Consider the following 14,674-nt stretch of genomic DNA (forward strand, 5'->3'; position numbering starts at 1 on the left):
CACCCATGAGCCTGACCGCAGAAGTCGCCCGCCGACGCACCTTCGCCATTATTTCCCACCCGGACGCCGGGAAAACCACCCTGACGGAAAAGCTGTTGCTGTTTTCGGGGGCGATCCAGATCGCGGGCAGCGTGAAGGCCCGCAAGGCCAGCCGCCACGCGGCCTCCGACTGGATGGAGATTGAAAAACAGCGCGGAATCTCTGTCGCCTCGTCGGTCATGCAGATGGAATACCGCGACTGCGTGATCAATCTGCTGGATACGCCGGGCCACCAGGATTTCTCGGAAGACACCTATCGGGTGCTCACCGCCGTTGACGCCGCCCTGATGGTGATCGATGCCGGCAACGGGGTCGAACCCCAGACCATCCGCCTGCTGCAGGTCTGCCGCGCGCGCAACACCCCCATCATCACCTTCATCAACAAGATGGACCGGGAAGTCCGCGAACCGCTGGACCTGCTCTCGGAAGTCGAGGCGCACCTGGGCATGGATGCCATCCCCTTCTCCTGGCCGGTGGGCATGGGGCGGCACTTCGGCGGCGTCTTCGACATCCCGCACGACCGCATGCGGGTCTTCAGAGCCGGCCTGGAACGTCACCACGACGACGACGAAACCGTGGACGGTCTGGAGAACCCTGAGCTGGCCACGCGGTTCGGCGACGAGTACCTCAAGGCCCACGATGAAATCGAGCTCATTCGGGGCGCCTCTCCCGCCTTTGACCGCGAAGCCTTTCTGGCGGGCCGCCAGACTCCCGTCTTCTTCGGCTCAGCCATCAACAATTTCGGCGTGCGCGAGGTGCTGGACGCGCTCGTGGAGTTGGCCCCCCCGCCAGGACCCCGCCAGGCACTGGAGCGCACAGTGATGCCCGACGAGCCAAAGCTCACGGGGGTCGTCTTCAAGGTGCAGGCCAACATGGACCCGGCGCACCGCGATCGCGTGGCCTTCGTACGGGTGAGCTCGGGCCACTTCCAGCGCGGCATGCGCCTGAGGATCGCGCGCAACGGCAAGGAAATCCGTCCCAACAACGTGGTGTCCTTCCTGTCTCAACGTCGCGAGATCGTTGAGGAAGCATACGCGGGCGACATCATCGGCATTCCCAATCACGGGCTCCTGCAACTGGGAGACGTGCTCACCGAAGGCGAGGCCCTGACCTTCACCGGCCTGCCATTCTTCGCCCCTGAACTCTTCCAGGCGGTCGAGGTGAAGGACCCCCTGCGCACCAAGCAACTGCGCACGGGGCTGGTCCAGCTCGGAGAAGAAGGCGCCATTCAGGTCTTCCGCCCCGAGACCGCTGGGGGCGCCCTGTTGCTGGGCGCGGTGGGCCAGCTTCAGTTCGAAGTGGTCGCCCATCGCCTGAAAACGGAATACGGCGTAGACGCGCGGCTCATGCCCAGCCGCTACAGCCTGGCCCGGTGGATCACATCCCGCGACCCCAAGGCGTTGAAGAAATTCATGGACGCCAACGCCGCCAACATTGCCTACGACGTGGTGGACGCCACGGCCTTCCTCGCGACGTCCGCGGCCCAGTTGCGGGTGGCCGAAGAACGGTATCCCGACGTCGTGTTCCACACCATGCGCGAACACGCGGGCCAGATGTTCGACACGGGCGCCTGAGTGGCTTCTTCTATAATGAGACGCTCGCAATGATCGAAGGGAAAACCTGCCCATGTCCTGGCGCCTGATCTTCGTCTTCCTGTTGCTGTCCGCGGGGGCCTCTGCCTGGGGCGGACTGCAGCTCGGCGACTGGCTGATCGCCCACGGGCCGGCACAGATTCAGTCCTCCCAGCCCGTTCATCCCGAGCTGTCCGCCAAGACGCCGGTGCTGGACGCCGACGGCAAGCCTTTCGTGGCCAGCGCACCGCAGCCGCTTTCCGATGGCAGGCTGGGGGTTCCACAACTGTCGCCCCCCACCGACTGGCACGTACAGGCCGAATCGCTGATGAACGAAAACCGGCCCATCGCGATGGCGACCACCTCGATTTCCATGGACGAGGCCGTGGCGCTGGCCCAGCAACAGATGAACACCGGAAATGGCGGTCTGCAGGGCATCGCCACCGTCGGGAACCTGGGGGGCCAGGCCATTCAGCCCATCGACGTAACCACGGCTCCGCCGCCTTCGCCTGCGACCGCTGGCGTGCGGAATGACGGCAACTGGCGGCAGGCCTTCGCAACCGAACTGAAAGCCTGCGAAAGCCGCGGCTTCTTCTCGCGCCCGTCGTGCGCCTGGGCCGCGCGCAACAAATACTGCGAACCGCACCACGCCTGGGGCAAAGTCGAAGACTGCCCCGCCAAGCAGTCCTCCTTCTAGGTCCCGAGCCCGGGCCCCCCCCACTCGGTCGGCCAACCGACGCTGGGCGCCGGGCGCCGGGCGATCAGACCTGCGATTGCAAGTAGTTCTGCAGGCCGACCTGATCCACCAGGCCGATCTGGGTCTCCAGCCAGTCGATATGCTCTTCGGTGTCGTTCAGGATGTCTTGGAACAGGTCCCTCGAGGCATAGTCCTTCACCGATTCGCAATACGCCATGCCCTCCTTGACGGTGGCCTGAGCAGCTGATTCGAGCTTCAGGTCACAGGCCAGGATCTCGGGCACGGATTCGCCGATCAGCAGCTTGTGCAGATCCTGCAGGTTGGGCAGTCCATCCAGCATGAAGATTCGGGCGATGAGCCGGTCGGCATGTTTCATCTCGCCCAGGGACTCTTCGTATTCATGCTGGCCGAGCTTCTCGAAACCCCAATGCCGCATCATGCGTGCATGCAGGAAGTACTGATTGATGGCGGAGAGCTCGTTCTTGAGCTGCTGATTCAGGTAGGTGATGACGGTTTTGTCGCCTTTCATGCTGGGTGTCTCCTGAAAGACATGCGGCCCCCGCCCCACGGGAGACGGCAGGCCAAACATGAATCGCTAGCCTAACACGTCAGGCGACGCGGCGAATCTCAGTACTGGTCAGCACGGTGTGCGCCACCGTGCTGACGCTGGTTTCTGCCAAAGCACCGATATCGGCCGCATAGCGGCCGCCGGGAAGATACTCCATCGCCGTCTCGGCGCAACAGCCGCAGCACGTCGCAATACCCAGCTCGGCCCGCAGATCCGGCAGATCCCGAGCGCCCTGGGCGATGGCTTCCTGAACCTGGCGTTCAGTGATCCCGTTGCACACACAAATATACATGAGAATCATTATCATGATTCTTCAGGAAAATGGCAAGCGATCGCGCAAGAAACAACGAAAAACCTCCTCAGCGCTTGCGCAGGTTCGCCGGCAGCACCCCCATGGCCTCCCGGTATTTGGCGACCGTACGGCGCGCCACCGATACCCCGCGCTGCGCCAGCGCGCGGGTCAGTTGCATATCCGACAGTGGCTTGGCGGGCGGCTCGGCGGCCAGCAATTCCCGCATCAAGGCCTGCACCGCGGCTGCGGCGGCCGCCTCGCCGGAGTCCGTGGGCACCCCCGCGCCGAAAAATCGCCGCAGTTCGAAGAGCCCCCACGGAGTCTGCAGGTACTTCAGCCTCGTCGCCCGAGAGATCGTGGACTCATGCAGATCCAGTTCCAGCGCAATCTCTTGCTGAGTCAAAGGCCGAAGTCCCCTGAAGCCCTGCTCGAGAAAGCCGGGCTGATGCCGCACGATGCATTGCGCCACCCTCAGAATGGTCTGGCGGCGCTGGTGCAGACTATGCATCAGGCTGCGGGCCTCGCGTAGCTGCGTCTGCAGGCCATGCGCGGCGCCCGCATCGGCCAGGGCCGTCAGGTCGGGACTCAGACGCAGCGGCCGCTCGGCGGCGGGATTCAGCACGATCCGCCATCCGCCGCGCACCGCATCGAGCAACACGTCCGGCACCACATAATGGGTGGCATCGGTATCCCAGGATCGCAGCGGTCTGGGCTCCAGTCGGCGCAAGGCCGACCGTGCCGCCTCCAGCTCCTCCCGACTGCAGGCCAGCCGTTCGCACAGCCGCCCCCAGCGCCCAGCCGCCAGGTCCTCGAGATGATCCAGGAGCTCCAGAGCCAAAGTCAGGACCGGCTCCGGCCATTCGCCGGCCCGAGCCTGCAACTGCAGCCGCAGGCATTCTCGCAAATCCCGGGCCGCAATCCCGACCGGATCAAACGATTGCAGCAGCCGCAGGGCGACCCGCCACTCCGTTTCAGAGACCCGAAGCCCGTCGGGCAGCTGGGCCGAGAGCACGGCGAGGTCTAAATCCAGATAGCCCCGCTCGTCCAGTTCACCGATCAAAAGGCCGACCAGCAGACGATCGCGCCCGCTCGCCCGCGTGGTGTGTAACTGTTGCAACAAATGGTCGGGCAGGCTCGGTGCGTCCACCGCTTCCGGGATATCATCCGTCACAGCGCGGGCGGACGCCCGCACCCACGGCGACAAGGGGAGGTCGGCCGGCTCCGCCGCCTGTGCATCGCCCACCTCATCGGGCGATTCCAGCAACGGGTTGGCGGCCAGGGCTTGCTCAATTTCGAGCGCAAGCTCCTGCGAGGAGCACTGCAGAAAATGCAGTGCCTGGCGAATTTGCGGCGTCAGCGTCAACTGCTGGCGCTGGGACAGTCCCAAAGACGGATGCGGTTGCATACTCCACTACACTAAGGCTCATGACTTCCGAACAGAATCTCACGCCTACCCGGCAGGACCATCTGCTGCTGGCCAGAATCCTGCTGAAACTGACGGCCACCACGAAGATTCTGTGCGCTCTGGTGATCGTGATCGTGGCGCTTGGCTGGTACGACCTGCTCAACCGGCTTCTGGCCTTTGGCAGGGGCATCGACTACGCTGGCAACCATTTCATGGGCGCCGAAGCTTCAGCGCTTCTGCAACGATACAACCCTTATTTCTGGTGGGCTGTGGTCATTTTATGCACGATTCTGATCGCCTACCTGGTGACCCTGACTGTACGGGGCCTGACGGCCCGCGCACGCCTGAAAACCGTGGATCCGCATTCGGTCGAACAACTGACCGATCAGTTTTCAGCCCCGGCGCTGGACGTGCTGCTCTGGGCCTGGCAGCAGCGCGACGAACCGCTGCGAGTCGGCGACCTCCAATTGGCCGGGCGGGAACTGCGCGCCGGCCGTGCGGGGCGCCTGCAACGGGCCGCCATCCAGAGGGCGGCGCTGGAAAGCGCCCGCACACGAAAGTCCTTGCCAACCATATAGAAATATGGTTGACTGATGAGCATGAATACGTCGCGCATCTTCTGGCCCATGGCTTCGCGGATTCCCGCGGGCGGGCGTGCGCCCACGTGCGCCGATGCAGGCGCGTTCTTTCTGACGGCCCTGTCGGGTCTACTGCTGCTAGCGACCGGTTGCCGAGCCTAGTGCCGCGTGGCAGCTCGACAACCTCTTCTCGCCACACATCCCGTCTTTCGTTTTCAGACCCGTGATGCGGGTTTAGTCCTCCGACAGGTATCGCCATGATCAAGAATCCCGCCGACAAATACGTTCCGTTCGCGCCCTTCACGCGCGACTTTTCCGAACGTACCTGGCCCAGCCGCCACATTACCCGTCCCCCGATCTGGATGAGCACCGACTTGCGCGACGGCAACCAGGCCCTGATCGAACCCATGAGCGTGGAGCGCAAGCTGCGTTTCTTTGACCAGCTTGTGAAAATCGGCTTCAAGGAAATCGAGATCGGCTTCCCGTCCGCGTCGCAGACCGACTACGATTTCGTCCGCACGCTCATCGATGAAAAGCGCATTCCGGACGACGTGGCCATCATCGTGCTGACCCAGGCCCGCGAAGACCTGATCGAACGAACGGTCCAGGCCTGCGCCGGGGCCCACCAGGCCATCATCCACATGTACAACGCCTGCGCGCCGGCTTTCCGCAAGATCGTCTTCCGCATGAGCCGCGAAGAGATCCGCGACATCGCCATCGCGGGGACCAAAATGGTCAAGGCAGCCGTCGCGCGGCATCCCGAAACCCGCTGGCGCTACGAATACTCTCCTGAAGTCTTCAGCACGACGGAACTGGACTTCGCCCTGGAAGTCTGCAACGCCGTGGTGGATACCTGGCAACCCACCGACCAGAACAAGATCATCCTGAACCTGCCGGCCACCATTGAATCCACGACGCCCAATCTGTACGCCGACCAGATCGAGTGGATGCACACCCACCTGGCCCAGCGCGACAATATCGTGCTCAGCCTGCATCTGCACAACGATCGGGGCACGGCCGTCGCCACAGCCGAACTCGCCCTGATGGCAGGCGGGGATCGCGTCGAAGGCTGCCTGTTCGGCAACGGCGAACGCACGGGCAACGTGGACCTGGTGACGCTCGCGCTGAACATGTACACCCAGGGCGTTCACCCGGGGCTGGATTTCTCCGACCTGGAGGAAATCCGCCGCTGCGTCGAAGATTGCAACCAGCTTCCCGTTCACCCGCGCCACCCGTATGCAGGCGACTTGGTATTCACGGCGTTCTCAGGCTCGCACCAGGACGCCATCAAAAAGGGATTCGCGCAGCAAAAACCCGAAGCCGTCTGGGAAGTGCCGTACCTGCCCATCGACCCCGCCGACCTGGGCCGCAGCTACGATGCCATCATTCGGGTGAACAGCCAATCCGGAAAGGGTGGCGTCTCCTATCTGCTGGAACACGAACAGGGGCTGGTACTGCCGCGCCGCCTGCAGATCGAATTCAGCCGCGCCATCCAGCGGGTGACCGACGAAACCGGCCAGGAGATCACGCCCAAGGATGTCTTCGAGGTCTTCTCGCAAGAATACCTGGGACGCGAGACCCCCTGGAATCTCGTCAGCCACCGCATCACCGGCAGCCCCAAGACCACCGGCCAGAAGCAGTTCTCGATCGAAATCGATGTCGAGATCGACGGCAATCCACGCCACATGGTGGGGCACGGCGACGGAGCCATCTCGGCCTTCGTCGACGCACTGGGCATCGAGGCGCGCGTCATGGACTATCAGGAGCATGCCATCGGCACGGGAACGGACACCCGAGCGGCCTCGTACGTCGAAATGCGCATCGGAGACGCCGCCAGCGCCTTTGGCGTCGGCATCCACGAAGATATCGTCACGTCTTCCTTCCTGGCTATCCTGAGCGCCGTCAATCGCCAGGCTGCCGCCGGGGTTGCGATGGCACCGAAAGCGATGGCGGCCTGAATCTGATTCGCGAACAGCGCCGGACGAGCCCCGGGAACCCGACGGTTCCCGGGGTTTTTCTTTCAGCCGGGACCGCTACCAGACCGGGGCCGGTTCCCACGTCACATCCTCTCCCTTCTGGCGGGCGAGCCGCAGCATCGTCAACAGCGGCCAAGCGCGTCGCCGCATGCCAACATGCTGGGAAATGGGGTGTTCCGTGGAGTCGTCGTGGTCGCCGGACACGTCGGGGTCCGGGATCATGTCGGACGCAGCCAGCGCCTCGATCCCGGCAATGGCCATGTCAAGCTGTGCCCGCGTGATGACCCCGCGCTCGGGCAGATCCGGGGTATCGAACTGCTTGCCGGCCGCCTGGAGGAGAGGCTTGGCGTGCTGCGCAAACATCAGGACTTCCGCAGCAGATTTCGACTGGAACAAAATGAGCATGGTGGGGTTTCCTGCATTGGACACATTCATACACTACCCCAAGTTCCAGACCCTGCCAAGCCGGAAACTATCCGCTTTGACAGGAGCGTCCGCATGTCCGGGACCCCCATTCCACGCGGCTTTCGGCGGGCCTGCGGCTTGCTCGCAGTCCTTCTTCTGACCCTGACAGCCATGGAGGCTGCCCGGTCGGCTCCCGGCATCTGCCGCGCCCCGGCCAACCCCACTCCCTGCGGGGCGGCTTTGGCCCCCTCCGCCGCCGGCGAACCCGATCTGGACACCGGCCTCAGCAACCCTGTCAGCCTGATCACCGGGGCCAAGCACCTGAAGCACATCGATCTGCCGGCGCCGCTGGACGGCAACCACCCGGCGTTCATCCGCTTCTACCGGATGAACGCCGGACAAGGCCGCCCCTCCCCGTCACACTGGACGCACGAGTACGACATCCGACTGGAACCCCACCGGACCGGCTGGCGCTTGGCGCTACCAGATGGGCAGATCCTGTCGTTCGACGCCCGGGGAATGGTTGTCGGGCATGGGACAGGCCGGGTCTTGGTCCTGCCCGCGGCACCGGCCAGCGCGCCCGCGGAGGCAACACGGGCATGGGTCCAGGACGACGGCCTCCGGATGGACTTCAACGGCGACGGACTTCTGCTCGCAATCCGCGCGCCGCAGCGCTCTGCGGTCCGAATCGAGCGTCACGGCTCCGGACCGTTGGCCGGACTGATCCACCGCGTCCACGGGCGGGGTGCGGCCCTCACGCTGGATTACGGCACCGTCGCCGGCGTTACCGTGCTGATGGCGCTGCGGACGCCGGCGGGCACCTTCCGCTATGACTATGATCCGCACACCGCCGCAGCAAACGTGGGCGGGCGGCCGCCGTACCCTCGACTGGTCCGCGTCACCCGTCCGGACGGCATGACCCGCACCTATCACTACGAGGCGGAACGGCAGGCCGGACACCGGGATGCGGTCACCGGCATCACGTTGACCGATGCGCGGGGAGGCACCTGGCGGGCCAGGACATGGTCCTACGATACGAATGGCCGCGTGATCCGGGCCACCCCGGGGGACGGCGACCATCCTCACAGCACCCTGGCGTTCGAATACGGGCTGCCGGGAACCACGGCGCAGACACACATCACGCGCGTCCGCGGCCCATCGGCGCAGACCGACATCGTGCTCGGTATCCGAAGCGGCCGGATCGAGGGGACGCGGACCCGTATCGACACATCGCCATCCCCGCCGGGCCCATCCTCTCCGACTCCCGCCATCACAGACCTGGCGGTCCGGCGGGACTCCCGCGGGCGCCTGACCGCTATCGGACCACTGCACATTCGCCGCCACCCGGATGGGCGGATTCGCAGCCTGCGGGAGCCGGTCGGCGGCTGGCCCGGGCTCACGCTCGAATACGACCGCGCCGGCCGCCGATCGGCCTGGAGCAGCGCGCTGACAGGCCGATCGACGGCGCGATTCGACGCCCGGGATCGCCTGGCGGGCCTACGGTACGCGAACGGGGACGCGCTGGATATCGCGCGCAACGCGGCCGGACGCCCATCGTTGCTGCATTACACCGGCGACCCCGGACGGGAACCCGCAACCGTCCGCCTGCAATGGCATGGGCCGCACCTGAGGCGGCTCTTGCATCCCGCAGAGCAGGAGTCCCGCCAATACAACGAGCAGGGGCGTCTGTCCCAACGATCGGTGCGAAGGCCCCATCCCGCAGGCGCCTTGAACTATCGCGAGGCGTTTTCCTACGACCCGGCGGGTCGGCTGATACGGCATGATCTTCCCGAGGGCGGGACGCTCCACTATGAGTGGGGAGCCGGATCGCGGTTGGCGGCGCTGACCTGGGAAACCCGCGACCGGGTCAGCCACTCCGTTATCCGAACACAGCCGGGCCAGGCCGGTTACCGCTATGGCAACGGGATGCACCTGCAACCCTGGGGCGCGCCCGACGGCAGGACCCACACCCTGATCGTGTCCGACGGCTCGCAACCCGTCTGGGGGGAACAGCGCCAATCCGACGGGGCCGGCCGGATCGTGGCGCTGATGCAATCGTCTTCGGTTCATCCGCCCGGTCAATGGCGGGTCATGCACCGCCGCTATGTCCATGATGCGGAAGACAGGATGGTGGCCTCGCAGGAAGCCGACGAGCCCGCCCTCGCGTCGGCGGCCGCGGCGCCACCGGCGGACTGGTTCGCGTGGGAAGGCAGCGGGGCACTGGCAGCCCGACGCGGTCAGGCACATTCCGGAATCCGGCGGGACGCCTCCGGCCTGCCGCTGGCGATGGGCTCGTACCGGCTGCACTATCAGGCGCAACGCCGGCTGGCCAAGGTCCAACCCGCACAGGGCGACGCCATCGACTACACCCACAACGCACACGGGCACACCATCCGCCGGCGCGAAGGCACCCGGGAAACCGAACGCTACTATCTGGACAACCGACTGGTCGCCCTCTGGCAGCGCCCCGAAGCGGCAGCTTCCCGCGCCCCCGGGGCGACACCGGTCATCGGGCCACGACAGGCGCCGACACCCACGTTCGGCGTCACGCAGCGCTACCTTTACGCCCATGACGTCCCCGTTGGCCTGCTTCAGTCGGACCGGGACGGGCACACACACCTGTACTATATTCACGCCGACTCATTGGGCGCTCCAGTGCTGGTGACCGACGAAGCGCGAACGGTGCGGTGGTCCGCGACGTACGATTCACTGGGACGCGCCCACACCCGGGGGAATCTGGATCTGCCGCTGCGCGCACCGGGCCAGGACGAAGACCCTGCCACAGGCTGGCACGACAACATCTTCCGGACCTACCTGCCCGCGCACGGCCAGTATCTGGAACCCGACCCGCTGGGGCCGGTGCCGGGCCAACAGGCCCTCGGATACGCCGCGCAGCAACCCATGCGCTACACCGATCCCCTCGGGTTGATCCTTCTGGCCTTCGATGGGACAAGACTGAACCGCGGCCACCAAAGCAACGTCTGGAAGCTTGCACAAATCTACCAGGATGGCCCCAGCCTCTACCACCCGGGTCCCGGCAACGGCGCGCGCCTGGATTGGGATGCGCTCACCGCCGCGAGCAGCGGTCAGATCCTCCGCACCCAATGGGAATCGCTGCTGGCAGCACTGCGGGGAGCCCAGGACGCCGCTCGTCCCATCCCGATCGACATCCTCGGTTTCTCCCGCGGTGCCGCGCTGGCCCGTGACTTTGCCAATCGCATCGCACGGCAGACGCGCAACGGCTGGTTCTCGTATGACGATTCCGTGCGCGGGGTGATCGGCCGCTGTGTGGAGCTGAGATTCCTGGGCCTCTTCGATACTGTCGCCCAGTTCGGACTGCTGGGCGCCGCCAACGCCGGGTACGACCTGACGATCGCGGGCGCCTGGCAGTGGGTCGCCCACGCGGTGGCGCTGCATGAATTCCGGGCGCTGTTTCCATTGGTCTCCGCCACGAGCGGCGCGCCGGGCAACGTGGTGGAATCGCCGTTCATCGGGGCCCACTCGGACATTGGTGGCGGCACGGCACCGGGCCCGGGTGCCCCGCCCGTTCCATCGGGAGACCTGTCCGACGTGGCGCTCAATTGGATGCGCTGGCAAGCCTTGGCGGCGACGGTCCCCCTGGGGGCGCTCCCGGAGGCAGACCGCCACGTCTCCCAGGCGATCCTGCACGACGAGCGCTTGCCGATGGACCGCATCCTGGAAAACAGCGACCGTGCGTTGCAGGACGCCACCACCCGCTCCATGGGCCTGCAACGCCATGATCTCCGCCTGGGCGAAGACCAGCGGCGGGCACTCGACGTGTTCATCCAGCGACTGGAGCGCTGGCAGGTCGCACCCGGGAATGTCGTGGGAACGGTGGACATGCAGGGCTATGGCGCCTGGCTGGAGACCGAGCTCGGCCTGCCGGGACTGGGTGGCTCGTGACGGAAGGCTCCGGAACGCGAGCGCGACACCCCTGAATCGGGCTATTATTTCGGGAGCCCATAGGGGCGCTCCGATTCCGGACTCCGCCGTCGGGCCGCACACGCGCCATCTCTCATTACGAATTCATGCTACCCGAGCAACACGTCCAGCTCATTTCCTTCCTGCGTTCCGCCGTCCGTTCCCTGGTCCCCGACCAGGATATCGACATCACGCTGGAGCGGCCCAAAGTTGCCGCCCATGGCGACGTGGCTTGCAACGTTGCGCTGCAGGCGGCGCGCGCGGCGCGACGCAACCCGCGCGAACTGGCCCAGGCCATCGTGGATGCGCTGCTGGCGCTTCCGGGCGCGGACCAATTGATCGCGAGCGCTGAAGTCGCGGGTCCAGGATTCATCAACTTCCGGCTGGCGGCCGGCGCCCATCAGGCGGTGCTCGAAGCCATTCGCGCGCAAGGCGAACACTACGGCTGGCGGCCACCCCAGGACCGCCGCATCCTGGTCGAATTCGTCTCGGCCAACCCCACCGGCCCGCTGCATGTCGGGCACGCCCGACAGGCCGCACTGGGGGACTCGATCTGCCGCCTCTTCACCACCCAGGGCGCCCAGGTCACGCGCGAGTTCTACTACAACGACGCCGGCAACCAGATCCGCAATCTGGCCGTAAGCGTGCAAGCGCGCGCACGCGGCATCGCACCCGACGATCCACAGTTCCCCGCGGACGGCTACAAGGGCGACTATATCGTCGATATCGCCAATGATTACCGGGCGTGCGCCACGGTGCAGGCCAGCGACGGCGAGCCCGTCCAGGCAGCCGGCGACATCGAGGACCTGGACGCCATTCGGCGTTTCGCCGTGGCTTACCTGCGCCGCGAACAGGATCTGGACCTCCAGGCCTTCGACCTGCGCTTCGACAATTACTACCTGGAAAGCTCGCTCTACACGAGCGGGCGGGTGGAGCGCACCGTGCAGGCGCTGATCGCGGCCGGCCATACCTACGAACGTGACGGCGCGCTGTGGCTGCGCACGACCGAACTGGGCACAGGCGACGACAAGGACCGGGTGATGCGCAAGTCCGAGGGCGGCTACACCTACTTCGTCCCCGACGTGGCCTACCACGTCGCCAAGTGGGAACGCGGCTTCCACACGGCCATCAACATCCAGGGCACCGATCACCATGGCACCATCGCCAGAGTGCGCGCGGGCCTGCAGGGCCTGAAGGTCGGCATCCCCGTCGATTACCCGGCCTATGTGCTGCACAAGATGGTTCGCGTCATGCGCGACGGCACAGAGGTCAAGATCTCCAAGCGCGCCGGCAGCTACGTCACCCTGCGCGATCTGATCGACTGGGTCGGACGCGATGCCGTGCGCTTCTTCCTGGCCCAGCGGCGTGCCGACTCGGAATTCGTCTTCGATATCGACCTGGCCCTGTCGCACAGCGAAGAAAACCCGGTGTACTACATCCAGTACGCCCACGCGCGCATCCACTCACTGCTGCGCCAGCACGACGCGCCGCAAACCATCGCCACCGCGGACCCCGGACCGCTGACCGCGGCCACGGAGATCGCACTGATGCAGCGGCTGGCCGAATACCCTGGCGTGCTGACCCAGGCTGCCCTGGAACTCGCGCCCCACCAGCTCGCTTTCTGGCTGCGCGACTGCGCGGCCGACTTCCATGCCTGGTACAACAGCGAACGCATCTGGGGCGACGATCCGGCCTTGACCGCCGCGCGATTGCGCCTGGCACAGTCCACGGCCCGCGTGATCGCCAACGGACTGGGATTGCTGGGGGTCAGCGCCCCCGACCGGATGTAGTCGATGGCCCGCAAGAAAGCCTCTCGTTCACGCGGCACGTGGTTCGGCCTGGTTCTGGGCATGGTGCTGGGCGTGGCGGCCGCCGTCGCCGTTGCCCTGTTCGTCACCCAGGCCCCCATGCCCTTCAAGGACAAGGCAAGCCGCAGCACACCCACCACGCTATTGCCGGATGTCGCCAACGCCCCGGACCCCAACATTTCGCTCTACGGCAAAGACGGTCCTGCCGGGACGCGGTCCCAAACACTGGGCGGCAGCAGCACCAACCCGCCCGCGCCCGCGCCCGAACCGGGGACCAACCCCGACAATCCGCTGTCGGATGCAATCGGGCAGATCATCGCGGGCATCAACAACCCCCCAGGCACCAAACCCGCCCCTGCCAGCAAGCCAGCCACCGTTGCGTCGGCCAAGCCGGCCACTGTCGCGCCCGCCGTCTCGGCGCCAGCCAGCCACCCTTCCGCCAGCCACCCTTCCAGCTTGCCGGTTCCGCCGCCTCCGCCGCCGTCGGCGGCCCGACCAGCACCGGGCACCCAAACGACCTATTATCTGCAAACGGGGGCGTTCCGCTCCAAGGATGAAGCGGAGGCCATGCTGGCACGCGTCGTCCTGCTGGGGCTGCCGGTTCGCGTCGAACCAGGCGAAGCCAACGGAAGCCCTATCAACCGCGTTCGCGTCGGGCCCTTCAAGGGCATCGACGACATGAACCGGGCACGAACCAGACTGGGGGACGACAAGATCGCGTCGACTGTCGTCCGTCCCTGATCGTCCTTCAGGAGCCACACCATGAACACCTTGTTTTCACGCATTGCCTCCGGCCTGGTCCTGGGCCTGGCCGCGCTGGCCATGGCGCCCGCACACGCCGCCGACTTCGACAAGGTGGACCCGGTCCAGCCCACCGATTACCCCGGCAAGGTCGAGGTCCTGGAGTTCTATGCGTACACCTGCCCCCACTGCAATGCGATCGAGCCCCTGGTCGAAAAGTGGCTCAAGACGGCACCCAAAGACATGGTGTTCAGGTACGTGCCGGTCGCCTTCAACGCGAGCATGCAGGACCTGCAAAAGCTCTACTACACGCTGGAAGCCATGAACCGGCTGGATCTGCACCCGGCCGTCTTCAGGGCCATTCACGAAGAGCACAAGCAGCTCTTCGAAGCCAAGCAGATTACCGACTGGGCCGTTTCGCAAGGGCTGGATCGCAAGGCCTTCACGGATACATTCAACTCCTTCGGCGTCCAGACCAAGGTCAAGCGTGCCGATGAGCTGGCCAAGGCCTACCACATTGACGGCACGCCGACCTTCGCCATCGGGGGCCGCTACCTGACGTCGCCCGCCAACATGAACAGCTACCAGGGCGCGGTGGACCAGACCGACAAGCTGGTGAAGCAGATTCTGGCCGAGAAAAAATGAGCGCATC

At 65.7% G+C, this 14,674-nt stretch carries 12 protein-coding genes; 8 read left to right on the plus strand and 4 right to left on the minus strand.

Annotation, left to right across the window (positions count from 1 at the left end; all coding sequences use genetic code 11):
- Positions 1-5: 5 nt before the first annotated feature.
- The gene (locus tag ACVCMJ_RS10405; RefSeq protein ID WP_447081341.1) at positions 6-1,613 is read left to right on the plus strand and encodes a peptide chain release factor 3; all 1,608 of its coding nucleotides are present in this window, start codon (positions 6-8) and stop codon (positions 1,611-1,613) included.
- Positions 1,614-1,665: 52 nt separating this feature from the next.
- Entirely contained in the window at positions 1,666-2,307 is a 642-nt protein-coding gene (locus tag ACVCMJ_RS10410; RefSeq protein ID WP_447081342.1) for a hypothetical protein, read from the plus strand.
- A 64-nt stretch (positions 2,308-2,371) separates the two neighbouring features.
- On the opposite strand, the gene bfr is transcribed toward ACVCMJ_RS10410, so the two are convergent.
- From bfr to rpoN, 3 genes are all read right to left on the minus strand, one after another.
- Positions 2,372-2,836: a bacterioferritin gene (bfr, locus tag ACVCMJ_RS10415; protein WP_447081343.1), complete on the minus strand. Its 465-nt coding sequence runs from the start codon at positions 2,834-2,836 to the stop codon at positions 2,372-2,374.
- A 79-nt stretch (positions 2,837-2,915) separates the two neighbouring features.
- Positions 2,916-3,185, minus strand: a complete 270-nt coding sequence (locus tag ACVCMJ_RS10420) for a (2Fe-2S)-binding protein (protein ID WP_447082724.1) — start codon at positions 3,183-3,185, stop codon at positions 2,916-2,918.
- Positions 3,186-3,234: 49 nt separating this feature from the next.
- Entirely contained in the window at positions 3,235-4,572 is a 1,338-nt protein-coding gene (gene rpoN / locus ACVCMJ_RS10425) for an RNA polymerase factor sigma-54 (protein WP_447081344.1), read from the minus strand.
- Positions 4,573-4,592: 20 nt separating this feature from the next.
- Here rpoN and ACVCMJ_RS10430 point away from each other — a divergent pair, with 20 nt between their 5' ends.
- Together ACVCMJ_RS10430 and leuA are read left to right on the plus strand one after the other, a co-directional pair.
- A complete protein-coding gene (locus tag ACVCMJ_RS10430; RefSeq protein ID WP_447081345.1) occupies positions 4,593-5,150 on the plus strand; it encodes a hypothetical protein in 558 nt (185 codons plus the stop codon).
- A gap of 257 nt (positions 5,151-5,407) precedes the next feature.
- Complete coding sequence (gene leuA, locus ACVCMJ_RS10435; RefSeq protein WP_447081346.1) at positions 5,408-7,108, plus strand: 2-isopropylmalate synthase; 1,701 nt, start codon at positions 5,408-5,410, stop codon at positions 7,106-7,108.
- A gap of 75 nt (positions 7,109-7,183) precedes the next feature.
- Here leuA and ACVCMJ_RS10440 read toward each other — a convergent pair whose 3' ends face one another.
- Positions 7,184-7,531 carry a DUF1840 domain-containing protein gene (locus ACVCMJ_RS10440; protein WP_447081347.1) on the minus strand — a complete coding sequence of 116 codons (348 nt, stop codon included), beginning with the start codon at positions 7,529-7,531 and terminating at the stop codon, positions 7,184-7,186.
- 93 nt (positions 7,532-7,624) lie between these two features.
- On the opposite strand from ACVCMJ_RS10440, the gene ACVCMJ_RS10445 reads away from it, so the two are divergent.
- The 4 genes from ACVCMJ_RS10445 (at position 7,625) to ACVCMJ_RS10460 (ending at position 14,667) form a co-directional block, all read left to right on the plus strand.
- Positions 7,625-11,455: a phospholipase effector Tle1 domain-containing protein gene (locus tag ACVCMJ_RS10445; RefSeq protein ID WP_447081348.1), complete on the plus strand. Its 3,831-nt coding sequence runs from the start codon at positions 7,625-7,627 to the stop codon at positions 11,453-11,455.
- 125 nt (positions 11,456-11,580) lie between these two features.
- Positions 11,581-13,263: an arginine--tRNA ligase gene (argS, locus tag ACVCMJ_RS10450; protein WP_447081349.1), complete on the plus strand. Its 1,683-nt coding sequence runs from the start codon at positions 11,581-11,583 to the stop codon at positions 13,261-13,263.
- Between the two features lie 3 nt (positions 13,264-13,266).
- On the plus strand, positions 13,267-14,022 hold the full coding sequence (locus ACVCMJ_RS10455; RefSeq protein WP_447081350.1) for an SPOR domain-containing protein: 756 nt from the start codon (positions 13,267-13,269) through the stop codon (positions 14,020-14,022).
- Between the two features lie 21 nt (positions 14,023-14,043).
- Positions 14,044-14,667, plus strand: coding sequence for a thiol:disulfide interchange protein DsbA/DsbL (locus ACVCMJ_RS10460; protein WP_447081351.1), 624 nt, complete (start codon positions 14,044-14,046; stop codon positions 14,665-14,667).
- The last annotated feature ends 7 nt before the right edge of the window (positions 14,668-14,674 follow it).

This window comes from Castellaniella sp. UC4447_H14 (assembly GCF_052978285.1).